Here is a 26,100-nt window from a genome sequence, read left to right as displayed (position 1 = left end):
AATTACAATTATCCTTCCTGCTTATCTAGTAACCAATAGCACCTTGGCTGTTAGACTTGCTTTATAACCGCCACTTCATGAAGTGCATTCTTTACCTCTCCATGTTCACTTGCATGTGGTCGATCTTCACCGTCATTGTACCCGTAATCGAACATACGATTTCGGTTTAATGCAAGCTTAGTCACAGATGGACGAAGTAAATCAAATAGCTCAAAGCGTTCTTTAAGCTCTGGAAATTGCTTTTGATATTGAAGTATTTCACTTCTAACACTATTCCAAAATTGATATTCACTTATTTCTTCTTTATTTTCAAGCACTTTCGCTAGATAACGGAAGTGACAAATAAACAAGCCTGTTAAGATAAATTGTGTTAAGCCAGCTGGTTTTTCGCTCCGCAATACGGCTTTTAATTCGGGCGTTAAGCTTTGTAATTCTTTAAATGGCTGATCACTAATGTTTACATCATCAACAAAATCTTTCATAATAATGCGGACAGGCTTACCTTCTTTTAAAACAAGAACTGTATTTTGACCATGAGGTGAGAACACCGTTCCATATTGATAGAGGTAATGTAATAACGGTGGAAGAGTTGCGCTCATTAACGCTTCTATCCACTCGGAAGCAGATAAGCCAGACTGCTGTATATAAGATGAGACCAATGCTTTCCCCTTAGAATCCACATGCAAGAGTGCTGCTAGGGTAATAGCTTTCTCTCCTTCTTCTAACTCCTGATAAATACTTTCTCTCCACACGACGCCAAGCATTTCTAAATATTGATAAGGAGCATCTTTTATTGCAGCAAATGTCGGATGGTCTACATTTAAAGTGGCTACTTCCCCTAATAATCCCACTTTACATATATCTCGCAAGAATGAATCATTGTCGCGAATGTCTTTTATATGCTTTGTTACCTGAGGTGCAATAACCGTCCGTTCACTCGGAAGCCCTCGATAGACAAGCGTATTTAAAATACTCATTGGTAACTTTACATGATACTTATTATGATTTGTTGTATTAACAAATGTTCGAATCGACTGTTGTGGAAGGTAATAATCATCTCCTTCACCCAGTGGTATTATGAGATTTTCTGCTAAATATTGTGCATATAAAGGAATAATCATATTATTCCACTGCCATTCATGAACAGGTAGATAATAATAATCTTCTGGCTGCAAGCCTTTTTCCTTCAATTGGCTCTCAAATACTTCTACCGTCTTTTCACCTAGCTCTTGTTCCATTACTTGTTGAAACTTAAGAGGGGTCAATGAATGGAACGAGCTTACTGTTTTCGAAACGGCAATCCATGATAACTGAATCTCTTGTTTTTGTTCAGGAGCAAATTTCATATAATCACTATAACTAAAACCAATTCGTCCTTTGTTATATGTAATCCAAGGGTGTCCCGTCATTTCACCTTCAAGCTCTGCATAATCAAGGTTTGCTAGTTCATCGGCACTAAGACGTTCTTGCAAGTGAAGATCAGCAACAAGGGTATGCATATATTCTTTAGCTAAATGTCCTGCTGTTGAAAAAGACATTTCATTAAAATCAGACAGACTGATTAATAGCTGTAGTGCTCTCGAAGAGGAAATTGTCATATTATTTTCTTCTATATAAATTGTTTCTTCTAACACTTCGTAACTATCAAATAGACGTTTTTCCGCTTCAAATCGATAAGTAATTCCACGAGGATCTTTCCATTCATACCATGAACTGTTCCCATTTGCTTTTACCTCGTCTGGAGTAATAATGTTTTCATACATAAACTCCTCTAACATTTTAGCAAGCAATTGATTATTTGCCTTATCCCAGCGCTCTTTTGTAAATGCTGTTAAATTCGTATCTGTTATTTTCATCCTTTATTCTCCTTTATCGATTTATAGATTGTTAACCTCTGCTGAGCCATAATAAATGATAGAACTGCTATCAGTAGTACTATGCCACCACCAATAAGAGGAATATGAAGCTTGCCATTTTGAACAAGTATTAGTGCAAGCAGCGGCGCAAAGAGCAAACCTACATTCTGTGCCGTTAACATCCAACTATAATAAGAAACTGTCTCCGTGTTGCTTTGCTTAAAAAGATAAAGATCGATAAGTAGGAGACTAATGTAGAATCCTATTCCATATAAACATCTGCTGATTATAAAAAGAACTAGCGATGATGTAAAAGCTTGTATAATTAAGACGACTGAGCTAAATGCCAATACTCCATATAACACATACATCATATTAAAGCGACCGAACATTCCTGGAGGGAGCATAAACTTTAGCACAATCGCCATTACGCTTGGCATCACGTAAAGCACTGCATTTAACCATTCATCGATTCCATATTCATTTGAAACAAAAACCGTAAAGTATGGCCTTACCATATTGTGAGCGACATGAAAAAGAAAAACGGCCAGCAAATAGCCAATTAGGCGTGTTGGAAAGGATGTGCAAATAACCCGCCTGTTCTCCTTGGCTTTTTTAGATTCACTAAACCCTTTGGCAAAAATAGCGGCAAAAATCAAATCAGTGCACGCAAAGAACTTATAAATTAAAAGCGGCATTTCCCATGAAATGACGAAGCTTCCAGCCAGACTTGCGACAATTATTCCGCCGTGCAATGCCAAGAGATAAGTTGCTGCTTTTTTCTCTTTATTTTCACTTGTGCTTACCAGGTGTGGATACAGTAAATATAGGCAGCTTTGAAATACAAGTAGTAGAAGTGAAAAAGATAGGAACATGAAAAAGCTGTTACTTTCGCTCAACATTAGTTTGCAAATACCTATGCTAATAAGCGCATACACGCTTACTTTTTCAACCTCCCACTTTTTTAAAAGAATCCCCCAAATCGGAGTCATAATAATAGCAACCATTCGACAACAAATAATAAATAAGGATGTCGCCTGTAAGCCATCAACCTGAAAGAACTCTGTGAAAAATTGGGGATAGAAAGGTGACAAGAGAACTTCCGACACCACTGTCATAAACAAGCACGTAAATATAATCCACGAGCGACTCATCTTACGTTACACACCAAACTGTTGAAAAACATTCTTACTGTAAACTTTATAGACTTGTTTTCCTGCAATTTGATTAATGATAACTGCATTTCGGTAAGCACCAAGCCCTAAATCCGGAGCCCCCACGCCGTGTGTATGAAGCTCTCCATTTTGAATAAACAAATTGGCTTCAACAGATTGAGTCCTGACTTTGAACTGTTCATCAATTTGCAGTTGTCCATTCTCATCAAATAGTAAATGAGATTGTAAACTTTCTAAGCATGATGGAAAGCTGCTGATATATCCTGTAGCCATAATAACAACATCACTTTTCAATTCTTTGGTTTGACCTTGCTCATATTGATAAAGGGTGAGTTTATAGTCAGTTTCTTCTCGGCAAACATCTTGGACTTCTGTTAGTGCTTGCATATGAATAGGAGAAGCTTTTCCACCAACCGTTCGTTCATACAAATGTTCATAAATGTCAGCAATCGTATCAAAACTAATTCCTTTATATAAGAGGGCTTGATTTTTTAATACCTCTCTTTTTTTATCCTGATTTAAGTGATAGAAATAACGGGTGTATTCTGGTGAAAAATGTTCTAACCCCAGCTTTGAATACTCCATTGGATAAAACCCTTTAGACCTTGTGTACCAATGGAGTTCATAGTTGTTTTCCTGTTGATGTTGCAACAGATCATACACTACTTCAGCGGCACTTTGCCCGGAACCAACGACCGTAATATGACGAGCTTTAACGGTTTCATCACGATTTTGCTTATAGCAAGCAGAATGGTAGAATTGATTGCTTTGTAAACTTTTAAAGTCAGCTGGAACTGCTGGATTTGTTCCTACCCCTACTACTACATTTTTCGCGTAATAAACGGTTGGTTTACCACTTTCCTCAACTGTTAATTTATATAGCTGCTCTTTTTCTATTTCAATTTTCTGAACCTTGCTGTTGAACTGCAGCCCTTTTAACTGATTAGCTACCCATTGACAATAATGATTGTATTCAGTTCGTGGAATGTGAAATTTCTCAAAGAAATAAAATTGATACAATCGTTCGTGTTCATGTAAATAGCGTAAGAAACTATAGGGGCTAGATGGATTAACCATCGTTACTAAATCAGCCATAAACGGCACCTGTAGCGTAGTTCCTTCTAAAAGCATACCTGGATGCCAATTAAACTGAGATTTCTGATCAAAGCATTTATACGAGTATTCTGTTTCTTCTAATAAAGCTGCTAGTCCAAGGTTAAATGGCCCTATTCCAACTCCAATAACCTCTAAAACTTCCCTTGAATCCATGCGTTCCACCTACTTTCAAACACGTCTTGTTGACAATAAAGAAGCATAGCTGTTTTATCCGGAAGTTCAACCGTCTTTAACTGTTGAAATCCACATTTCTCAAAAACATGAATCATCTTTTCATTTCGAATATCTGGTTCAGCCATAATACGCTTTGTTTCCGATACTTCAAACATTCTTTTCATGAGCCTTAGCATCAATGGATAAATAAATCCTTTGCCAAGATAATCTTTCTCGCCAATTAACAGATGAATGCCTTGATCTCCTTTTTCATAGTCATAATAATGACGGATTAAATCTTCAGATACCATGTATGCCTCCCAATAGCTCATTGGTTGCCCATCTATTTCACCAATTAATAGCTGCTGATGTTTTTTTGCTAAAAAGTGCTTTAAATGAGATGCATACTCAGCTCTTGGCTTATCCAAATTCCAAAACGGAATGACGTGCTCTTGATTCATCCAACCATGCAAGCGGTCAAAATCTTTCTCAAACGTTACATAGCGAAACGTAATCTCTTTTTTGATTTTTGCATCCCATACTGAGATAGGATAATGATTTTCAGCTAATAGCTTCATTTATACACACCTTCTAAAACCGCAAGCGGATTAGTGACATCCACGTAAACAGATTGTGTTTCTAAACTACCAACTAGCTCATCCATATCATGAATGCGCGTTAATAAATTGGCTTTGCAAGGCAAACTTTCCTGAGAAAGCATACTCTTAACTAGATTTGTATGATCATTCTTTTCATATCCCAAGATAACTGTACGCATCTGTTCAATCAGCTTGCTTTCTTCAATTAGTCCACTTGTCCCAAAAGCATTAATTAAGCCAAATAGATGATTAAAGATAACATAATAACGAAACCTCTCTTCAGCAACCGCATCGTCACATACTGTATCACTCATCTGGTTTAAGCCTTTGACAAGTTTTTGCAGGTCTTCTTGCTTAGAGCGCATAAAATAATATCCTTGGTTATCGCGATAATAAAATGCTTTGGGATAGCCTTCTTTTGTCAGTTTGATAATTGAGTTTTGCTGATGCGCTTCAAGCGCAATTCCTTTTTCTGTATACAACCACATCATTGGCTTTAACGAAATGTCTAAATACTTCTTAAACCAATCTTGACTAACAGCTTCCAGTGATCGGTTTTCAGCTTTAGCTAAACGATGAATAATCTCTTGAAGCTGCGTATGGTGACGGTACACATGATCTTGACATAAACTTGCTAAAAGAGTAGTCGAATCCCCTTCTGTTCCCTTAAAAGGGTTTTCTCGAATTACAACCTCAAATCCAAGCTCTTCTTCACCAAGCGTGACGTATGCAAAGTCTTTAATAATCTTAAAAGCAGGATGATGAACCTGAAGCTCTTCCTCTAAACCAGCACGTAAAAGTTCCGTTACCTCTACACCTCGGTACAGCTCTTTTCGTTTATTAACGCGAAGTGAATTTGTTATTTTTACGGGTATTGAAAACTTATACATAACGTCTGCGTTTGAGTTATACACAGTTCGTACAGACGAAGTAGGATAAAACGCTTGTCCTTGAGGGCCTAGATATGAAAGTTGCCCGCTTTGAATCCAGTCACAAACTTCTGATTTTCCAAGTAAATATCTTGCTTGAAGAGGATGCATTGGAATCAATACATTTTCTTCGTCTTGGCAATAGTTAGCTTTAAATTCACTTGATACTTCTGCGTCTTCTAACAGCTGTTTTTTAATGATTAAACTTGCTTTTTCCAGTGCAGAGCCGTGTTTAACCAATGAAGCTTCTGCGCAAAAATAGTGTAGTTGAAACTTTCCCTTTAGCTCTGGAGCGAAGATTACTTCTTCTTCAGGCAAAATCCCTTGTCTACTTTTAGGAGTTGGGTGAAGCTGATGCCCAATTAAAAGCGCTTGTTCGGATTGTAAAAAGTTCTTATCAGCCCCGTAACACTCTTGAAGTTCTGCTTGTCTCACTTCAATGAATTGCTTCATATTTTCATAGCTTAATAGTACGCGCACAATCAGTTCATTTATTTGAAGTAAGTCCTCCGTTACTTCTTTCATTAGCAGCGCCAATAGTGTTAACAAATCTAGCTCTTGACGCTCATGCCCTTCTACTTGATATACCATTTGCTCTTTTAATAGATGGCGTCCAGTTAAAGACCGATAATAAACTGGAAAATAGAGCGTGACGGGCTGCTTTTCTAGGGAGACAACAAGTTCTTCAGTCTCCCCCGCTTTTACCCATGTTCCCTTTCCTGTTTCTCTTACATAGCAGTTCACTACATTTTGCATCGTAATAAAATTAGCTGATTGTTGCGCATTCACGTAACGCTTCCTCCCTCTGCTCCAACTCGCTACCAAGTTGAAGTACCTCTTTTATAAATTGTTTTAAGTTTTCAAACTCAATCATCGGATTCAACATTGTTACTTTTAAACATACTTCTTGGTTCACTTTTGTTTTTGCTATAACAAAGGTTCCTGCTTCATATAGCTGTTGCTGAATCATTGTATTAATTTTGTTTTCAATATACTTTTGATCTTCAGCACTTTCTCCTAGCTCTTTGCATTGATACTTAAATACAACAGCGTTCATCGTCGGTTCATTCATAACTTTAACCATTGAATGTTCTTGTAAATATTCAGCTAACTTCCTCGCATTTTGAATAGTTTGGTCAATCAATTGACCAAAAGAAGATGTACCCATCATTTGAAACGTTAGCCAAACCTTAAGAGCATCAAAACGTTTAGTTGTTTGAATACTACGGTTAACAAGGTGAAGATGCTCATCTTCTTCTGGATTTAAGTAGTCTGCATAAAGTTGAATATGCTGAAAGGCTTTTTCATCATTTACAAAGAAGGCACCGCAGCTAATAGGCTGATAAAACCACTTATGAAAGTCGATTGTAATGGAGTCTGCAAGCTTTAGCTCTTGAACTAGATGTCTATTTATCCCTGAGAACAATAAGCCACCACCATACGCAGCATCAGCGTGCACCCACATATCATAAGTTGATGCTAGTTGATGAATACCATAAAGAGAATCGATACTTCCAAAATCAGTGGTTCCAATTGTTGCTACAATGGCCATCGGAAGCTCTCCACTTTCTTGAGAAAGCTCTATCTTTGCACGTAAATCTTCTATGCACATCTCATAGCGCTCGTTTACTTTTACTGGAATAACTGCGCTTATCCCTAAACCAAGCTGTGCAGCAGATTGCTGAACTGTAAAGTGTGCTTTTTCAGAACAAAAGATTCGCAGTTTATTTGCTTCAGGTGGTAGACCTTCTTGCTGTACGTTTGCTTTAAGCTTTCGCTTACAATAATCATTGCGAGCTAGTAGCATCCCCATATAATTTGATTGCGTTCCACCACTTGTAAATACACCGTTTGCGTTTGATCCATATCCAATTTGCTTGATGCACTCTTTAATGACAGCATCTTCTATATAAGTCGCAATTGGACTTTGATCCCAAGAGTCCATCGACTGATTGAGAGCTGTGATAAACACTTCTGCAACCAAAGCAGGTATAGCTGGAGGACAATGCAAATGTGCCATTGCTCCGGTATGAGAAATATGCAAGGAATGCTTTAAAACAAGTTGCTCTAGGGCCTCTGTCAGTTCTGTGAACGTGCGTCCCTTTTCTTTGAATGTCATTTCAGCATTAAAGTGCTCTAAGCAATCTTCTAGTTGCCAATGATGATAAGGCCTGTCGATTGTTTTATAATAATTTGAGATCATCTCTATAGACTGATTCATTAACTTCCTATACGTTTTCAAGCTTTGATTATCCTTGGATAGAAACCACTTTTGACAATCTTGTTCCATCTTATCTTTTCACCCACTTAGCTTCTGCTGCTTTTACCGATTCTTTAAAGCGCTCTAAGATATCATCAGCCTGAGCTTGACTTAAAATTAAAGGTGGTAACAAGCGAATAACTGCTCCATGCCTTCCTCCAACTTCTAAGATAACTCCTCGATTAAAGCACTCTTGCTGAATCATCTTCGCTAACTCTCCATTTCCAGGATGGGCTCCAATCTTGTTGGCTGGCTTAGACCAATCGATAATTTCTACTCCAATCATTAACCCTCGACCACGAACATCTCCAATAGAAAAACTATCGGCTTGGATGGCTTTTAGCTGCATTTGCATGTATGTTCCAAGTTCATGGGCGTGTGCATCTAAAGCATGCTCTTTCACAAAGCTAAGCGTTGCTTGTCCCGTTGCCATTGCGAGCTGATTACCGCGAAAAGTGCCGATATGAGCACCTGGTTCCCATTGGTCTAACGCTTTATCGTATACAACAACAGATAGTGGTAAGCTACCGCCTATTGCTTTTGATAACACCAGAACATCTGGTTCAATATCAGCATGCTGAAAGGCAAACATTTTACCCGTTCGACCAATTCCAGTTTGCACTTCATCAATAATTAACGGAATTTGACGCTCTTTTGTAATACGACGAAGCTCTTTCAACCATGCAACAGGAGCAGGTACCGAACCTCCTTCACCTTGAACAATTTCAACAACAATTCCTGCTGGTTTAACAATACCGCTTTCCGGATCGTCTAGTAAGTTTTCAATGTATGTGCTAATTACTTCGTGACCACCTTCACCGATTCCAAATGGACAACGATATTCGTAGGGATAAGGTAAGAAATGTGTATCTGGAACTAAGGCATGAATTCGCTCTTTAGGGCTTATTGTTCCGCTAATGCTTAATGTGCCATGAGTAGAACCATGGTAGCCGCCTTGGAACGACAAAATAGTTCGGTTCCCCGTAGCCGTCTTTACAAGCTTTAACGCTGCTTCAATTGCATCTCCACCCGTAGGTCCACAAAATTGCACTTTTGCTTTTTTTGCAAAATCAGTTGGTAAATTTGCAAACAACTCATCTACGAACGCTTCTTTAACCGGCGTAGTTAAATCTAATGTATGTAAAGGAATACGATCAGCTAATACCTGTTGAATCGCTTCATGGACTACTTCATGGTTATGACCAAGCGCTAAAGTGCCCGCTCCTGCTAAACAATCAATATACTCTTTGCCATTCATATCCGTGATGATGACACCCTCTGCTTTTTGAATAGCAATTGGAATTCTTCTTGGATAAGATCTCGCATTTGATTCGCGAAGTTCTTGTTGTGAAAGTAACGCTTCATTTGTAGATTGATTTGTTATTGAAATAGACATGAATAATCCTCCTATATTTAAATGATAATGATTTTCATTACTAATTACATACATAAGGATAAATGATAATGATTTTCAATGTCAACTGATTTTTCTAAAAATATGCATTTTTTCCTAAACTCTTCTTTAGTAATTGACAATTTTTAATGCTGATCTTACTAAAAAAAGCGCTACTTAAATTCGTAGCGCTTTTTTCTTATTTCATTTTATTCATAATTTCTTTTGCTTTTTGCACACTTTTTTCATTTATTGGCTGTGTATATTGACAGTTAACTCGTATACCTGCTCCAATACACACTTCAGTTAAATTGGTAACTGATAGAAAAGCCTGTAAGTTTTCTGGTTTTAACCCTTTAGCTCCGACAAATATAAGATTTTCATTTCTCATTTGACGCAACATTTTTTTGATTTGTGGAATCCCGTTTAACGCACTTTTATCCGCTCCAGACGTCATAACCCTCTTTATTTCCGGATAACTCAATAATGTTTGAAGCCCTTCTTCTTGATTATGTAAATCATCAAAAGCTAAGTTAAACGTCACATCCATTCCTTTAGAAGCACTTAGTAAAGTTTTTAACGTCTTTTCATCAATGGTTCTCTCTGACGTTAAGCAGCCCAAGATTACTCCTTCTACTCCGAGTTTTCTTGCTGCTTCGATATCATGAACCATCGTTTGAATATCGTCTTCATTGTATTGATACGACTGATTATGAGGTCGAACCATTACGTATACAGGAAGGGTAATCACTTCTTTTATTTGTTTAATTAGCCCATAACTTGGAGTAATACCACCTTCATTAATGCTCGTGCAAATACTAATTCGATCTGCCCCATTCTCTTGAGCTAGCTTTGCATCATGCAATGTAGTCGCAATCACATCTATCATTACAATAAACATCCTTTCTTCTTCATTAATCTAGAGCATAGTAAACTCTCTTCAATATCGTACCACGCTTGAAAAGATGTCTTTTTCCTTACGAACAAAAAACGCCAAGTATAACCGCTAAAAACCCGGCTATTTCTCATGACGTTTTTATTATAAAAATGCAACAATTATACTCTATAACTTTAGAATTCTAGCTTTTTAACCATTTTTATTAGAAGTATCCAGCACTTCGCTTATTCGCATTGTGCATTGGATTCATAGGCATCATGGACTTAGAAGGCATCTGTACGTTTTCACCTTGTACAAGTGGTGCATTCATACCTTGATTCATTGCAGGCATGAAATTGTTAGGCTTTTGCCCACACCCACAGTCTGCTCCTCCTGACATTGACATCCCATGCATTGGTGGCATTTCTGGCATTGGCATTCCTTGCATTGGCATTCCCTGCATTGGCATTCCCTGCATCGGCATTCCCTGCATTGGCATTCCCTGCATTGGCATTCCCTGCATTGGCATTCCCTGCATTGGCATTTCCTGCATTGGCATTCCCTGCATCGGCATTCCCTGCATCGGCATTCCCTGCATCGGCATTCCCTGCATTGGCATTCCCTGCATTGGCATTTCCTGCATCGGCATTCCTTGCATCGGCATTTCCTGCATCGGCATTCCCTGCATTGGCATTCCCTGCATCGGCATTCCCTGCATTGGCATTCCCTGCATTGGCATTCCCTGCATTGGCATTCCCTGCATTGGCATTCCCTGCATCGTTTGATTCATTCGAAGATCGTGCATTGGAGTTGGTAAACTTCCATATACATGTTTCATTTATAGGGCTCCTTCCGTTACTATTACCGTTTTAACATATTCACCTGTCTTTGCGTTTGAATTTCGTCCTATTAAAAATGGGCAACATATTAAAACTTGGGCAATCGACTTGTTTATGTTTATACTAGATAGCAAACTATTGAAAGAAAGGACGTTTATGATGGCTAATCCAATCATTGTCTTACTTCGAAGAGATTTTCGCCTCGTAGATAATCCAGCTCTATATCACGCTTGTAAAGATGGCCTAGCCATTCCTGTTTTTATTTACGATGAAGAGGATTCTATAGGGAGTGCATCAAAGTGGTGGTTACATCATGCTTTAGAAGACTTTAAACAATCTATTCAAGAATGTGGAGGTTCTTTAGTTATTCGAAAGGGCGCTCGATTAGAAACAATCGAATCCCTCATAAAAGAAATAAAACCTATCGCCATTTATTGGAATACTAGCTATGAACCAGAATTAAGGCGGCAAGAGCAGCTTTTAATTTCCCTCTGTGATAAGTATGGGATTGCAGATCGTCAATTTGAAGGTTTTTTATTACAGGAGCCTTCTTCGATAAGAAAAGCAAATGGTGAACCATACAAAGTTTTTACCGCTTTTTATAAAGTTTTGCGAAAATCTCATATACCTGCAGCTGTTCCAAAAATAACAAAAGTAAAAGCAATTCCATTTTCAATTAATTCTTGGGAAATAGCCGAATTAAATCTCTTACCAACTATTCCATGGGCAACAACAATTAACGATACATGGACACCTACTGAAAAAGGTGGAATTAGCGTTTTTCGTCAATTTTTAAAACACAACCTTAAGTATTATGAGGAAGGAAGAGACTTTCCATCTAAAGAAATTCATTCCAAGCTTTCACCTTACTTAGCATTTGGTCAGCTGTCAGTAAGAGTTCTTTATCATTACTTGTTGTCTAAGATAGAAAAAGTAATGCATCCAACCTTTACTCATCAAGCTGAAACGTTTATTCGACAGCTAGCATGGCGTGATTTTGCTTATCATTTGTTGTTTCACTTTCCATCCACTATTACAGAGCCTCTCAATGAGAAATTCATGAATTTCAACTGGAAAAATGATGTGGCAAGCTTACGCAATTGGCAACATGGCCAAACGGGCTATCCACTTGTAGATGCAGGAATGAGACAGCTGTGGAAAACAGGATTTATGCACAATCGAGTTCGTATGGTCGTTGCTTCTTTTTTAGTGAAGCATTTATTAATTCACTGGCATTACGGTGCGGAGTGGTTTTGGGATACACTTGTAGACGCGGACTTGGCTAATAATACATTGGGATGGCAGTGGGTAGCTGGTTCAGGAGCCGATGCTGCCCCTTATTTCCGAATTTTCAACCCTATCACCCAATCTGAGAAATTCGATTCGAATGGCACTTATATAAAGAAATGGCTTCCTGAGTTAAAAAACGTACCAACTAAATATATTCATGAGCCTTGGAAAACACCAGAAAGTGTGCTTCAAGAGATTAATTTAAAATTAGGAGAAGATTATCCACTTCCTATTATTGACCATAAATTTGCACGTGAAAGAGCTTTACATCATTATCACTCTTTAAAAGAAGAAACCCAAAAATGAGACTTTGTATCTATCGAAAGAGCCTCACTTTTGGGTTTTCTTTCTACCAAGAACTGTTTAGAATGAGGTATAATATAATATAGAGCCTATATTTCACCTTACGGAAGATTGGAGTGATTCGATGCCTGTTTGTTCATCTTGCGGTTATCAAGAAGAATATAATTTTTGCAGAATGTGTGGTACACCTGTAAAATATCAATTTAACGAAAACCAAGCTTTATCTTTTCATCAGCTAAAAGATCGAATCATTACAGATAATATGCGAGATTTAATCACCGTTGTGGACCAGCATGGGCATTTAATTTATAACTCCCCTTCTCATTTATCCGTATTAGGTTATTTACCAACAGAAGAAGGACAATCTTTAAACTTTAATGTAATACACCCTGATGATATCGATCAGATACGACATAAATTACATCAAGTGTTTTCATTGAAAGTTGAAATGAGTGCAGAATATCGTTTGCTAAAAGATGACGGTTCTTATATTTGGGTTGAGGGTCGAGGAACTCCGTCTGTAAAAGATGACAAGGTTAGCTATGTTGTTATTACTGCTCGTGATATTCAGGCTCGTAAAGAAGCGGAAGAGCATTTAAAGCAAAGCGAAATCCGCCATCGCTTAATTCTCTCACACACCCATGATTTAATTTGTGTGGTTGGAACTGATGGCTGCTATGAATATGCTTCCCCTTCTTACCAGTACACACTCGGCCTTTTGCCTTGTTCCTTAATCGGAAAGGATGCACTTCTTCATGTACACGAAGATGATCATGAAAAAGTGGCAACTGGAATAGAAAACATGATGGTAACAAAAACAGCAAGTACTTTTCATTATCGAAAACTACGTGCTGATGGTACTTCAATCTTACTTGAAGGAAAAGGCGTACCTATTGTTAATGATGGAAAAGTTGAAGGTTTTGTGTTCGTCTCTCGTGATATAACAGAACAGCGAAAACTTGAAGAAATGATGAGAAATGCTGAAAAATTATCAGCAATTGGGGAATTAGCTGCAAGTATTGCTCATGAAATTAGGAATCCTTTAACTACAATTAAAGGTTTCTTACAACTGTTTAGTGAAGAATATCAAAGTGCTCAAGATATTGCTTATCGTCGCATGATGCAAAATGAAATTGATCAAATTGAACAAATTGTAAATGAATTTATGAGTTTAGCCAAGCAAGAAGTTCAGCCTTATGAGCATATTGATTTACTTGCTTTATTACAAGATGTGACAAAACGTTTCTCTCAAGCATGTATACATCAAGGAATTTCAGTAGTTTATGAATACGATACTACCTATGATAACTTTGTCATTTATGGACAACCACACCAAATAAAGCAAGTATTTATACATGTCATTCAAAATGCAATAGATGCGATGCCTCTAGGGGGACAAATTACAGTCGCTTTCAAAAAGATAAATGAACAACACGTTACTATTCAAATCACTGACAATGGTTGTGGCATGGATGCTGATCGAATAAAAAAAATTGGTCAACCTTTTTATACAACAAAAGAGCGTGGTGTCGGATTAGGCTTGACTATTTGCAATAAGGTCATACATGAACATAAAGGTACGCTTAGCGTAAAAAGTATACTTCAAGAAGGTACAACGATTGACGTTATGTTACCGATTGCACATGTTGACACTAATTCCATTTTAATGTTAAAAACCCCGACTACTTAAGTCGGGGTTTTTAACATTAAAACAGCTGAGAATATAAGCTATATTTATACAAGAAATAAATGATAAGACCTATTGCTATGTAAAAGATAAGCTGTTCTGAAGGTTTTCCTGTTTCGTATGTAAGAGGCGATTTTATTTTCTTTCGTACAATTGGCCAAAATAAAGGCACACCTCTTTTGGAAAAGAAGTCTCCTATTACATGAAAGATATAGCCACAAGCTATACCAAACAGCCATTCATATGGATATAGCTGATATAAATAAAAAATAAGGCCACAAACAAGAAGTGAATGTGTAATTCCACGATGCCCAAAAATACCTTTTATTACTTTTGCAAGCCCAAACGATCTTCGCCCAACGTACGAGTTAGGCTCATCAATATCGGGGAGCAATGAGCCAATAGCAATCCCTACTACGTACGGAAAAGTAAAAGAGACATCTGTTTGAATCGCTACTCCTGCACCGGCAGCAATCGATGTTGCAATATGTGTATGGTATCTCAAATATGCCACCTTCTTTCTTATTCAGTTTATGAACGAAAACCAAAAACAGATACATACGTTCGCTCATGGTTAACTATAAGTGAAGGTAGCAAAATTGTCAAAGAAATCTCAAACTATGACACTTGCATACCGATTAAACCTACAGCCATTATTAAAAAGCCAATTAAGGCACGCTTTCCATTTTGCTTTGCTTGTCCATTTTTATTCATAATGGCGTACACAAATGTGCAAGCATACAGTGCAAAAGCTAAAAATCCTAATATTGTGACGTACATAAACATGTTCTTTTCTCCTTTATCACCAGTGTATCTTTTTAGCATAGCTTCTTCGAAATAGAAAATCTAGCCTTTATACGAAAACTCCCTTTATTTTTCTCACTCATCATGAACATACTACTTAAAAAGGAGAGCGAAAAATGCATACAGAACAATTAGAAGATGTCTTTGACTACTATGGATTACAACCTTTATATCATAAGTTTCATCATTCGTTTCAAACAATGGGATTATTTCAATCCATCTCCCGCAATATGATTGAAGATTTTTTAGACACTTACTCTTGTGAAACATTTAATACTTTTTCCTTTGAAGAGTTTTGCTTTTTGTTTTTAGACTACAAATATTACGTTCAGGATAACCTTTCTTAGGATCTGGCTTTTTACTAAATTTGACTAAAAGGTCCTTTTTCTTTTGCTAGCTTTCTAGTATACTAAGTTTAAGAAACCGTTTTCATAAAACTTAGTAAAGGACTGATACGATGATTACATTTTTACTTTCATTTGTGCTATTACTCATCGGGTACTTAACTTATGGAAAAGTAGTTGAACGCGTATTCGGAGTTAAAGATTCTCGACCAACTCCTGCCTATGCAATGAAAGATGGCATTGACTACGTACCGATGAACAATAAGAAAAATTCGTTAATTCAACTACTAAACATTGCCGGTGTTGGTCCCATTTTTGGACCTATTATGGGAGCACTTTATGGTCCCGTAGCATTTGTTTGGATTGTAATTGGAGCAATTTTTGCAGGTGCTGTACATGATTATTTAACCGGCATGATTTCCATTCGAAACCGTGGTGCTCATATTCCTGAATTAGCTGGAAAATTTTTAGGAGCTTTTTCAAAGCATATTGTAAACGGTTTCTCTATTTTGCTACTCGTTTTAGTCGGAACTGTATTTATTACATCACCAGCTGCATTAATTAATGACTTAGCGAATGGAACCATTCCACTGACTATCATCATCTTTGCTATCTTTGCTTACTATATTCTTTCTACAATTTTACCAATTGATAAAATTATTGGACGCATTTATCCAATCTTTGGTGCATTTCTAATTATCAGTGCAGTTGGTGTAGGAGCTATGCTTGTTATAACTGGAGCACCTATTCCAGAGCTTTCATTTACAAACATGCACCCTGACAATATTCCAATTTTCCCACTCTTATTTTTAACGATTTCTTGTGGTGCATTATCAGGTTTTCACGCCACGCAATCACCTATTATTTCACGCACATTGCAAAATGAAAAATCAGGGCGTAAAATTTTCTATGGCATGATGATTGCAGAAGCTGCAATTGCAATGATTTGGGCTGCGGCAGCTATGAGTTTATTTGATGGTCGTGATTTAAATAGTATTATTAGCAGTGGTGGTCCAGCAGCCATTGTATCTGAAGTATCGACATTAATGCTTGGTGCAATCGGAGGTACGCTTGCCATTATTGGCGTCATCATTTTACCTATTACATCAGGTGATACGGCTTTTCGTTCCGCTCGTATGATTATCGCAGATTACCTGAATTTTTCTCAAATTAAATTACCAAATCGTTTAATCATTGCTGCACCATTGTTTGTTATTGCATTTATCTTAACTAAAATTGATTTTACACTGCTATGGCGCTACTTCTCATGGGCTAACCAGTCAACAGCAGTTATTGCCCTATGGATCGCATCGATGTATCTCATTGTAAAAGGAGCTAACCATTGGATTTCAACGGTTCCAGCGTTATTTATGACGATGGCAACGACAACTTACATTATGAATGCACCAATCGGCTTTAATTTATCGATAGACATATCTTATATAATCGCATTTGCGGTAAGCATAATCTTTTTATTCTTATTCTTTAAAAAAGCAAAACAAAATATCGCAAACGGCTTGGAAATTGACTACACGCATCCAAAATCACCAAACCAAGCAGCAGGGTAACAAAAGAGCTAGCTCCCATAAAATTAGGGAGCTAGCTCTTTGTTATTTATTGAATTACAGTCCTAGTGAGATGTATTTTACTTCCAAGTATTCTTCAATTCCAAAGTGACTTCCTTCTCGACCAAGTCCACTTTCTTTAAAACCACCAAACGGAGCTTGCGGTGTTGATGGAAGACCGTCATTTAAACCGACAATTCCATATTCAAGTGCTTCTGCAATACGGATTGCCTCTGAAATATTTTCAGTAAATACGTAAGCTGCTAAACCGAATGGCGAATTGTTCGCACGACGAATTACTTCTGCTTCATCTCGATAAGTAGCAATTGGAGCAATCGGTCCAAATGTTTCTTCATACATACAAAGCATTTCATCTGTAGCGCCTTTGACAACCGTTGGTTCTACAAATAAGCCGCTTCCTTTTGTTAAAACAGATCCACCAGTGACAACATCGCCACCTTTTTCTACTGCATCATTTAACTGCTTCTGAACTTTTTCTAACGCTTTTTCGTCAATTAGCGGCCCAATATCTGTTCCTTCCTCTAAGCCATCACCAATCTTTAGTTGGGAGACTGCTTGTGCAAACTGCTTTGTAAATTCCTCTGCGACCGTTTCGTGCACATAAATACGATTCGTACATACGCACGTTTGACCAGCATTGCGAAACTTAGATGCGATGGCATTTGTTACTGCTTTATCTAAATCTGCACTTTCTGTTATGATAAACGGTGCATGTCCCCCAAGCTCAAGTGATACTTTTTTCATTGTATCTGCTGCACCTTTCATCAATAGCTTCCCAACAGCCGTTGAACCTGTAAATGACAGTTTACGAACACGACCATCTTCCATCCAAGCTTCACCAATTGATTTCGCATCTCCGGCAACGACGTTAATTACGCCTTTCGGAATACCTGCTTCCGCTGCTAGTTCAGCTAAGCGCAATGCAGTTAAAGGGGTTTGTTCAGCCGGCTTAATAACAGCCGTACAACCCGCTGCCAAAGCAGGCGCAATTTTACGTGTAATCATTGCAGCTGGAAAGTTCCAAGGTGTAATAGCCGCGATTACACCAACTGGTTGTTTATGAACAAATAAGCGTTTGTTAGGAGCTGATGCTGGAATTGTTTCACCGTATATTCGCTTACCTTCCTCTGCATACCACGATACAAATCCATTCGCATAGCCGATTTCACCTTTTGCTTCTTTTAGTGGTTTTCCCTGCTCAATTGTCATTGTTTCAGCCAGCTCGTCCGTATACTTCTCGATTAGCTGATGCCACTTCATTAATAATTTCCCACGTTCTTCTGCTGTTTTCTTAGACCATTCTACAAACGCTTCGTATGCTGCATCCGCTGCTAATTTTGCTTCTTTAGCTCCACCTTTAGCAACTGAAGCTACGACTTCATTTGTAGATGGATTTACAACGTCAAACGTTTCAGACGTTTTTACCCACTCACCGTTAATATATAAACTTGCTTGCTTCATGAATGATCACTCCTTTAATTAATTTTCGCGTCAACCGAGCTGTCAGTATCGTTTACTTGTATTTCTTCGTCATTGCTATGATAAACCCCTTTGTTCATCTTAATAAAGAAATATGCTCCGATAAGCGTCCATCCTAATACCATAACCCACTCATATGGCCAAATAAGAGCAGCAGGCATGCCAGGCATATATAATGCAATAAATCCAATGCTAAAGATGACACCTAACCAACCGACAAAAGTTGTTTTTCCAGCTTTAAATGGACGATTCATCTGTGGTTCTTTTTTACGTAAAGCTACAAACGATAATGCAACCATTAAGTAAGCTATAACGATCCCCAATCCACCTGCATCTACAATCCATACAAGTGCAGGTCTACCTAATAGTGGAGCAAACACTGCTAATGCCCCTAAGAAAATAACCGCATTGGAAGGAGTATTATATTTAGGATGAAGGCGACCAAACCAAGATGGTAACATTCCATCTTGTGCCATCGCATAAATAACACGGCTTCCTCCGATAATGAATGCGTTCCAGCTTGTCACAATTCCTGCAATACCACCAATAATTAGAATTTTCCCGAATAATGGTGAATTAAACGCTGCAGCCATCGCATCAGCTGTTGCTAACTGCGAAATTTCTAAAGCACCCTTATTTAGTGACATGCCTACACCTAAAGCAATTAACATATAAAATACAATTGCAGCACTTACAGAAATAATTAAAATCTTACCAATTTCTCTTGCTGGTAAATTAGCTTCTTCTGCTACTTGAGGAATAACGTCAAAACCAACGAATAAGAAAGGGACCATGACGAGTACGGTCATAATGCCACCTGCTCCACCAATAAATAATGGTTCCAAATTCTTTGTATCTCCATTAATCCCTGAGCCAAAAATTAAAAGAATACCAATCCCCACAATGGCAACTGTTAGTACAACTTGTAAAAAGGCTGCTGTTTTGAGACCGAAATAGTTGATGGCTGTTAAGATAACGGCTCCTACACTTCCAACCAATACCCACGTTAGGTAAACATCCCAGCCATTAATTGTCCATAAATACCCCGTTTGATAGTTTGGAATTAAATAGTCTAGGACAGTGGGAAGCGCAACTGCTTCAAACGTTACTACAGATACATACCCTAAAACGATTGCCCATGAACCTATAAACGATGCCTTTTTTCCAAGACCTCTTTTTACAAATACATGCTCTCCGCCTACTTTTGGCATGGCTGATGCTAATTCAGCATAGGTAAGTCCTACAAAAATAACAAGTAGTCCTCCCACTAAAAAAGCAATTAATGTTCCTAATGATCCAGCCGAATTTAGCCAAGTACCTGATAGTACAACCCAACCCCAGCCTAACATGGCTCCAATAGCTAAACATAATACATCAAATTTCGATAATACCTTATCCAATTGCTTAGGTTGCTTGCTCATCTCCTTCATCCATCCCCTCTAGATACTTCCTTATTTTTCGATTCGCTTGTGATTGACTAATCCCTAATTGTTCCGCAACTTTGTAAGAAGATTCGTACTTTTCATAAGCTTCGACCACCATTTTTCTCTCTATTTCTTCTACGACTTCTGGCAATGTACGATTGTTTTTATGAACTGAAAAGTCCTGTTGGAATGGTAAATCTTTTAGCGTTACTACGTTATCACTTGTAACGACAAGACGCTCAATCATATTCTCAACTTCTCGCACATTCCCCTTCCACTCCTGTCTACTAAACGCATCTAATGCTTTTGGTGAAAGCTCCACTTTGCGGTCATACACTGCATTAAAATGATTTAAAAACTGATAGACCAGCGGTAAAATATCTTCTGCCCGTTCACGTAAAGGAGGAATTGTGATGGGGACTACATTCAAACGATAATATAAGTCTCTTCGAAATAAACCTTTGTCCACCATCGCCTCCAACTCTTGATTGGTTGCAGCAATAATGCGTACATCTACCGGAATTGTTTTACTTGAACCGACAGGCCGAATGGTGCGGTCTTGAAGCACATGAAGCAATTTGCTTTGTGCTTGTAACGATAGCTCACCAACTTCATCTAAAAACAAGGTTCCTCCGTTTGATAGCTCGATAATACCTTTTTTTCCTTCACGGAACGCGCCTGTAAATGTACCACCTTGATAGCCGAACAGTTCCGATTCAATTAACTGATCTGGTAAAGCTGCACAGTTAATTTCATAGTAAGGAGCATTCTTTCTAACGCTTAGCTGCTGAATTAATTTTGCTACCCTACTCTTTCCAACACCTGTTTCTCCAAGTAAGAGAACGGTTGTATGAACAGAAGCAATTCGTTGAACAATAGCAAATACTTTCTTCATTGCTTTGCTGTTGGTTACAATGCCCTCTAGCTCTATAGAATCGGACATCTCTTTTTGATAACTCTCTAGCTGCTCTTCCATCTGTTCTACTTTATTTTTCAACTGCATTAAATCCGTTAAATCACGGGAATAGCTAATGACGCTTTTCAATTGCTTACTTTCATCAAAAACGGGACGAGTCCGAACATGCAAATACCTACCTGAACTTGTTTTTTGTACAAGCTCTAGCGATGTGTGGGATTCAATGACCTGCAGCGTTGCTGAGGGATAAAAAATCCCCATTTCTTGAAGTTCCTTTACGTGCTTTCCAATAAACTCTTCCGCTTTCAGATGGTAATTTTTTTCACACTGTGAATTTACCATCACGACATGGCCTTGCGCATCCGTAACAAACACTTCATCAAAGGATGACTCAAAGATATCGTAAAGTTCTTGATTCATATAAGACATATTCTCGCTGTTGCTCATTAACTAAATCACCTTTTCATCAAAAATAGTATTCATTTATTTTATCAGAAAAGTTTGGTAACGAAAATGATACTTCTATTAAGAGACAAAGGACAAGGAAGTGACCCTTGTCTCATCATTTTTGTTTACGCATTGACAAGTTGTTGTACACTTGCTACCAACGATTCTTCCACAATTTGCAGCCCTTCTTCAAGCTGTTCATCTGTGATGACAATCGGCATTAAGAAACGAAGCACATTGCCATAGACCCCTGCACTCAGCAACAATAACCCTCTCTTATTTGCTTCTTGCACAATTTTTTGTGTTAATTCTTTATTTGGCTCTTTTTTAACGCGATCTTTTACTAATTCTACGGCACACATCGAGCCAAGACCTCGAATATCTCCAATGACATCATACGTTTCACTCAGCTTTTCAAAACGTTCGCGAACAGCCTTACCAAGGACCTCACTGCGCTCATTTAACCCTTCTTCTTCAATAATATCTAGTACAGCTAATGCTGCTTCACACCCTAAAGGACTTCCGCTATACGTTCCACCAAGTTCTCCAGGATTAGACTCGTCCATAATTTCAGCTCTGCCAATGACACCACTAATTGGTACGCCGGCACCTAGTGATTTTGATACTGTGATCAAATCCGGTTCGACATCAAAGTGTTCAATTCCAAAATAACGACCTGTTCGTGCAAAACCGGCTTGAATTTCATCTGAAACAAATAAAATTCCATTTTCTTTACATACATTATATACTTCCTGAACAAAGCGTTTTCCAGGAACGATGAAACCACCTTCTCCTTGAATCGGTTCCATGACTACTGCTGCTACTGTTTCAGGTGCTACTTCATTATTCAAAAAGTTTTTAAACTCTGAAATGATGTAGTCCTCATAAGCTTCTTCAGTCAACCCTTCTGGTCTACGATATGGATAAGGATAAGGAGCTTTATATACCTCTGGAGCGAATGGTCCAAACTCGAATTTATAAGGTTTCACCTTACTTGTCATCGTCATTGTCATTAGTGTACGTCCATGGAAACCACGAGTAAACGAAATGATGCCTTGACGTTTTGTATATTTACGAGCAATTTTTACAGCATTTTCCACTGCTTCAGCACCGCTGTTTAATAATAATACCTTTTTGTCAAAGTTCCCTGGTGCAATAGCTGCTAATCGTTCACACAATGCTACGTACGATTCATACATCACTACATTAAAACCTGTATGGATAAATCGATCGACTTGCTTATGGAGCGCTTCTTTTACTTTTGGATGTCCATGACCGACATTAATTGTTCCGATAGCACCAACAAAATCGATAAACGTGTTGCCGTCAACATCTGTTACTAACGCACCTTCTGCTCTTTCAGCAAATGTTGGAATACCATAGCTCACACCTTTTGGCACAGCTTTATGTCTACGCTCTAATAGTTGTTTTGCGTTTTCACCCGGAAAGTTTTTATCTACCTGACTGAATTGTCTGCTCATTATAATCTTCCTTTCACTAGTTGATTTCCTCACGTTTTTAATATGCAAGAAGCGTGCCAACTCTAAAAGTTTAATTTTTTCGACATTTCTGAACAATTTTCTCTTTCTTTATAAGTCAATAACGACTTAATTAAGTCGTTTTCGACTCACGTGAAGCTTTTATTCTTCTAAACTAGCTGTTGCCACGTTTATCCACTCCTCGCTATAATAAAGATAAAAGCTATATATTGCTAAGAGCATACAATACATAGGAGGGATAAAATGCTTGAGGGATGGTTTTTGTGGTTCATTATACTATGGGTTGTCATATTAGTTAGCTTGTTTGCAATCGGTGGCTTTTTTATGTTTCGAAAATTTTTAAAGCGGTTACCAAAGGAAGATGGAAAGTCAATTCTTGATTGGCAAGACTATTACTTAGAGCAAACGATTCATTTGTGGTCTAATGAACAAAGACAATTATTGGAGACGCTTGTACAACCTGTTCCTGAGCTATTTCGCGACGTAGCTAGGCAAAAAATTGCCGGCAAAATCGGTGAACTTGCACTTCAAGAACAAGCTGCAAGTATTACGGAAGATTTAATTATTCGAGGATACATTACGGCAACTCCAAAACGAGATCATAAGTTTTTGTTAAAAACATTAAAAGCTCAACGTATCGATCACGCTCCGTACCAACATTTATTTGAATAACCAAAAAAGGTGTCCCTTATGGACACCTTTTTAAATCATTTTATTCATCAAGTTATGCTGTAGCTGTTGCTCAAGTTTTTTATACGAGCGATACATTGCAATGCGCCATGGTACAATCATACCGAATGCTAATATCCAGAACATTCCCCCAAGAGCGCCTACATCAATTGTTGAGCTTAAATATAGTTTCATGACAACGCGAATGAGTAACAATGCAATAATCACAAAAATAAACGCCTTTGACTGTTTTAAGTAAATATCATCATCACGTACTTCAAACTTTGATGTTTTTATTAGAAATAATGAAAAGAACAGACCGACTATCAAGGCCTCTAAAAATTCAGCTCCAGTTACTCGAAAAACTGGAAAAATAAACATCAATGCTCCCGTGCTCATAAAAAAAGGTGGTAAAATGATTTTCTTAGCATTTACCGGCTTTTCAGATGCTTTCATCCTCATAAAAATAATGAATGAACCCATTAAAACAGCAAAAATCGTGGACGCATAAATCAAAGTAACCCCTTCTTTACTCATAATATATTTCCTATTATAAAACAACTGCAAAAGAATGTGAAATCTTGTCTTATTTTAAATGCGAAGGATCGTTTTTCGTTTTTTGTTTAGACTTTGCTTTTTGCTTTTTCATTGCTTTTAATAGGAAGCCACCTTTAAATTTACGAGGCTCGTATGAAATAATAAATGCTCTCGGTTCATATTCTTCAATAAAGTCTAATAGCTCTTCTTCACGACTTCTTTTTGTTAAAATATCTAAACGATAACGTGCGCTATCTCTTCCTTCACCTTGATAAACCGTAACTCCAAAACCTTCTTGACGAAGGCGGTTAATCAGTTCTTCATTTTTTGTCATTAAATTCACTAAAAATGTCGTATACCCAATTGCTAAGCGTGACTCGATATATCCACCTAATATAATCCCAGCACCAAACCCTACAGCATACACAATCATAGCTACAATACTTTGGTCACCTGAAAAGACGAGGGATAAACCAAATACATATACTAATGCTTCTAGAAAACCAAAAGCCGAGGCGTACATACTCATTCCTTTTACTAGAAAAATAGTTCGCAACGTTAAGATTGGTACATAAACTAGTTGCAAAATCAATATTAAAATAATCTCTTTCACTTCTACACCTCTTTTAAATTACAAATTTCACGGTTTCATTGTATCACTCTCTATATCGTTAAGGAATACATAAAAATAAATTTTTCATTAACAAAAAAAACGCTTAATATAAGCGTCTCTAATTCAATGAACGATTGTTTTTTACTAGTTTATCAAATGTTGCATAGGTTAAACTGATAACTCTTCAAAGGTTTTACAATAAGATCTTTCACACTGGCTTTAACGATTTTAATAACTGCTTTTTATTTTTTATCTTAGGTTTCAGGTAGCTTACTTCGCTATCTAGAATCCTGTAAACCCTCCAAAGATGCTCGTTGTATAAATAATAATCTTAGTCATCCAGTCAAAATATAAAATGATTCCCATTCCAATCATTGCATATCCACCAGTCATCATCATCGTTTTCATATGGCGCTTAATCCAGTTCATTTTACCTATAAAAAATGACATGATGAAAAATGGTATTGAAAACCCAAGCGAATAAGCAATCATGTAAAGCATAGCTGAACTAGGGTTAGTAGTTGCTAAGGCCATAACCGATACAAGAATAGGTCCCGTACATGGCGTCCATCCTGCAGCAAACGCCATTCCAATAAGAGAAGAACCTAACAGACCTGTAGGGCGGTTCGAAAACTGTACTTTGCGATCTTTCATTAAAAACTTTGGCTTAAAGACTCCAATCGTTACAAGCCCTAAAAATACAATGAGTATGGCGCCTACTTGACGAATTAAGTCTCCATAGTTTGCAAATACATTTCCAATAAAAGAAGTACCAAAACCAATTGCAATAAAGATTAAACAAAAGCCTAATAAGAAAAAAGTGGTATGTAAAAGAGCTTTGCGCTGATGTACGTTTTTTCCTTCTTTTAGATCGCCTACTGAGACACCTGTAATATACGATAAAAAAGCAGGGTACAACGGTAAACAGCATGGTGAAATAAACGATAAAAATCCTGCTCCAAATGCTAAAAATAAATTCACATCAGCCATCTTTAATTCACTCCATTTGTTTAGAATCTGTTACCAATTTGTCATCAAAATGACTTATCTATTCCTTTTCAAAAAGTGCCATTATCTTGTATAATTAGGTAAAAGTTTTATTGAGAAGGGACCAGTTCTATTGCTGAAACAAAATATATTGTTAGAGATTGAAAAGAAGCGTGAAGAGCTGATTCGGGTCGTTCGAGTTAGTGGATTAAATTCTCCTCCTGCTATTAAGCATAGTCAAGAATTAGACCACCTGCTAAACATCTACAATAACACTCCTTCACAGCACTCCGAGACAACTTCTATTTAAGAGGTTGT

24 protein-coding genes are annotated in these 26,100 nt (G+C 37.6%); 6 read left to right on the top strand and 18 right to left on the bottom strand.

Translation table 11 applies throughout. From position 1 onward, the window contains the following. Window positions 1–50: 50 nt before the first annotated feature. The 9 genes from V2145_RS04700 to V2145_RS04660 all read right to left on the bottom strand — a co-directional run bounded on the left by V2145_RS04700 (window position 51) and on the right by V2145_RS04660 (window position 11,196). Window positions 51–1,856, bottom strand: coding sequence for an IucA/IucC family protein (locus V2145_RS04700; RefSeq protein ID WP_330987368.1), 1,806 nt, complete (start codon window positions 1,854–1,856; stop codon window positions 51–53). After that, window positions 1,853–3,010, bottom strand: a complete 1,158-nt coding sequence (locus V2145_RS04695) for an MFS transporter (RefSeq protein WP_330987367.1) — start codon at window positions 3,008–3,010, stop codon at window positions 1,853–1,855. The genes V2145_RS04700 and V2145_RS04695 overlap by 4 nt, the downstream gene beginning before the upstream one ends. A gap of 6 nt (window positions 3,011–3,016) precedes the next feature. Then, window positions 3,017–4,300, bottom strand: a complete 1,284-nt coding sequence (locus V2145_RS04690; protein ID WP_330987366.1) for a lysine N(6)-hydroxylase/L-ornithine N(5)-oxygenase family protein — start codon at window positions 4,298–4,300, stop codon at window positions 3,017–3,019. Further along, window positions 4,279–4,878 (bottom strand): GNAT family N-acetyltransferase, encoded by a 600-nt coding sequence (locus tag V2145_RS04685; RefSeq protein ID WP_330987365.1) that lies wholly within the window; start codon window positions 4,876–4,878, stop codon window positions 4,279–4,281. Before V2145_RS04685 ends, V2145_RS04690 begins: the two co-directional genes overlap by 22 nt. Further along, window positions 4,875–6,617 carry an IucA/IucC family protein gene (locus V2145_RS04680; protein WP_330987364.1) on the bottom strand — a complete coding sequence of 581 codons (1,743 nt, stop codon included), beginning with the start codon at window positions 6,615–6,617 and terminating at the stop codon, window positions 4,875–4,877. The genes V2145_RS04685 and V2145_RS04680 overlap by 4 nt, the downstream gene beginning before the upstream one ends. Continuing rightward, entirely contained in the window at window positions 6,595–8,118 is a 1,524-nt protein-coding gene (locus tag V2145_RS04675) for a pyridoxal phosphate-dependent decarboxylase family protein (RefSeq protein ID WP_330987363.1), read from the bottom strand. The genes V2145_RS04680 and V2145_RS04675 overlap by 23 nt, the downstream gene beginning before the upstream one ends. A 1-nt stretch (window position 8,119) precedes the next feature. After that, complete coding sequence (locus tag V2145_RS04670; RefSeq protein ID WP_131888127.1) at window positions 8,120–9,484, bottom strand: aspartate aminotransferase family protein; 1,365 nt, start codon at window positions 9,482–9,484, stop codon at window positions 8,120–8,122. A gap of 196 nt (window positions 9,485–9,680) precedes the next feature. Beyond that, window positions 9,681–10,370, bottom strand: coding sequence for a copper homeostasis protein CutC (locus tag V2145_RS04665; RefSeq protein WP_256993416.1), 690 nt, complete (start codon window positions 10,368–10,370; stop codon window positions 9,681–9,683). Window positions 10,371–10,581: 211 nt separating this feature from the next. After that, window positions 10,582–11,196, bottom strand: a complete 615-nt coding sequence (locus V2145_RS04660; protein ID WP_330987362.1) for a hypothetical protein — start codon at window positions 11,194–11,196, stop codon at window positions 10,582–10,584. Window positions 11,197–11,356: 160 nt separating this feature from the next. Between V2145_RS04660 and V2145_RS04655 the strand changes: the two genes are divergently transcribed. Together V2145_RS04655 and V2145_RS04650 are read left to right on the top strand one after the other, a co-directional pair. Next, window positions 11,357–12,793: a cryptochrome/photolyase family protein gene (locus V2145_RS04655; protein WP_311857493.1), complete on the top strand. Its 1,437-nt coding sequence runs from the start codon at window positions 11,357–11,359 to the stop codon at window positions 12,791–12,793. A gap of 121 nt (window positions 12,794–12,914) precedes the next feature. Continuing rightward, a complete protein-coding gene (locus V2145_RS04650) occupies window positions 12,915–14,480 on the top strand; it encodes a PAS domain-containing sensor histidine kinase (protein ID WP_330987361.1) in 1,566 nt (521 codons plus the stop codon). Between the two features lie 16 nt (window positions 14,481–14,496). Here the strand turns inward: V2145_RS04650 and V2145_RS04645 are convergent, their stop codons facing one another. Together V2145_RS04645 and V2145_RS04640 are read right to left on the bottom strand one after the other, a co-directional pair. Further along, window positions 14,497–14,982: a metal-dependent hydrolase gene (locus V2145_RS04645; RefSeq protein WP_094912446.1), complete on the bottom strand. Its 486-nt coding sequence runs from the start codon at window positions 14,980–14,982 to the stop codon at window positions 14,497–14,499. A 113-nt stretch (window positions 14,983–15,095) separates the two neighbouring features. After that, on the bottom strand, window positions 15,096–15,263 hold the full coding sequence (locus V2145_RS04640) for a hypothetical protein (protein ID WP_330987360.1): 168 nt from the start codon (window positions 15,261–15,263) through the stop codon (window positions 15,096–15,098). Window positions 15,264–15,397: 134 nt separating this feature from the next. On the opposite strand from V2145_RS04640, the gene V2145_RS04635 reads away from it, so the two are divergent. Together V2145_RS04635 and V2145_RS04630 are read left to right on the top strand one after the other, a co-directional pair. Next, window positions 15,398–15,628: a hypothetical protein gene (locus tag V2145_RS04635; RefSeq protein WP_210610122.1), complete on the top strand. Its 231-nt coding sequence runs from the start codon at window positions 15,398–15,400 to the stop codon at window positions 15,626–15,628. A gap of 110 nt (window positions 15,629–15,738) precedes the next feature. Beyond that, the gene (locus tag V2145_RS04630; RefSeq protein ID WP_311857087.1) at window positions 15,739–17,193 is read left to right on the top strand and encodes a carbon starvation CstA family protein; all 1,455 of its coding nucleotides are present in this window, start codon (window positions 15,739–15,741) and stop codon (window positions 17,191–17,193) included. A 54-nt stretch (window positions 17,194–17,247) separates the two neighbouring features. On the opposite strand, the gene V2145_RS04625 is transcribed toward V2145_RS04630, so the two are convergent. The 4 genes from V2145_RS04625 to gabT all read right to left on the bottom strand — a co-directional run bounded on the left by V2145_RS04625 (window position 17,248) and on the right by gabT (window position 22,958). Further along, window positions 17,248–18,672, bottom strand: coding sequence for an NAD-dependent succinate-semialdehyde dehydrogenase (locus V2145_RS04625; protein WP_094912452.1), 1,425 nt, complete (start codon window positions 18,670–18,672; stop codon window positions 17,248–17,250). 14 nt (window positions 18,673–18,686) lie between these two features. Beyond that, window positions 18,687–20,111 (bottom strand): APC family permease, encoded by a 1,425-nt coding sequence (locus V2145_RS04620; protein ID WP_311857085.1) that lies wholly within the window; start codon window positions 20,109–20,111, stop codon window positions 18,687–18,689. Further along, on the bottom strand, window positions 20,095–21,477 hold the full coding sequence (locus tag V2145_RS04615; RefSeq protein WP_131888130.1) for a sigma-54 interaction domain-containing protein: 1,383 nt from the start codon (window positions 21,475–21,477) through the stop codon (window positions 20,095–20,097). Before V2145_RS04615 ends, V2145_RS04620 begins: the two co-directional genes overlap by 17 nt. 125 nt (window positions 21,478–21,602) lie before the next feature. Next, window positions 21,603–22,958, bottom strand: a complete 1,356-nt coding sequence (gabT, locus tag V2145_RS04610; RefSeq protein ID WP_397428332.1) for a 4-aminobutyrate--2-oxoglutarate transaminase — start codon at window positions 22,956–22,958, stop codon at window positions 21,603–21,605. 261 nt (window positions 22,959–23,219) lie between these two features. Between gabT and V2145_RS04605 the strand changes: the two genes are divergently transcribed. Next, window positions 23,220–23,648 (top strand): DUF2621 domain-containing protein, encoded by a 429-nt coding sequence (locus V2145_RS04605; RefSeq protein ID WP_330987359.1) that lies wholly within the window; start codon window positions 23,220–23,222, stop codon window positions 23,646–23,648. A gap of 30 nt (window positions 23,649–23,678) precedes the next feature. On the opposite strand, the gene V2145_RS04600 is transcribed toward V2145_RS04605, so the two are convergent. The 3 genes from V2145_RS04600 to V2145_RS04590 form a co-directional block, all read right to left on the bottom strand. Beyond that, window positions 23,679–24,182, bottom strand: coding sequence for a CcdC family protein (locus tag V2145_RS04600; RefSeq protein ID WP_179289272.1), 504 nt, complete (start codon window positions 24,180–24,182; stop codon window positions 23,679–23,681). A 49-nt stretch (window positions 24,183–24,231) separates the two neighbouring features. Then, complete coding sequence (locus tag V2145_RS04595) at window positions 24,232–24,795, bottom strand: DUF2179 domain-containing protein (protein WP_094912459.1); 564 nt, start codon at window positions 24,793–24,795, stop codon at window positions 24,232–24,234. Window positions 24,796–25,077: 282 nt separating this feature from the next. Next, window positions 25,078–25,785, bottom strand: a complete 708-nt coding sequence (locus V2145_RS04590) for a cytochrome c biogenesis CcdA family protein (protein ID WP_094912460.1) — start codon at window positions 25,783–25,785, stop codon at window positions 25,078–25,080. A 130-nt stretch (window positions 25,786–25,915) separates the two neighbouring features. On the opposite strand from V2145_RS04590, the gene V2145_RS04585 reads away from it, so the two are divergent. Continuing rightward, window positions 25,916–26,092 carry an aspartyl-phosphate phosphatase Spo0E family protein gene (locus V2145_RS04585; RefSeq protein WP_094912461.1) on the top strand — a complete coding sequence of 59 codons (177 nt, stop codon included), beginning with the start codon at window positions 25,916–25,918 and terminating at the stop codon, window positions 26,090–26,092. The last annotated feature ends 8 nt before the right edge of the window (window positions 26,093–26,100 follow it).

Origin of the sequence: Priestia sp. GS2, from assembly GCF_036409025.1 — a bacterium.
GTDB lineage: Bacteria > Bacillota > Bacilli > Bacillales > Bacillaceae_H > Priestia > Priestia aryabhattai_A.
Note: the sequence above shows the minus strand (reverse complement) of the source record. Positions and strands in the feature narration are given on the sequence as shown.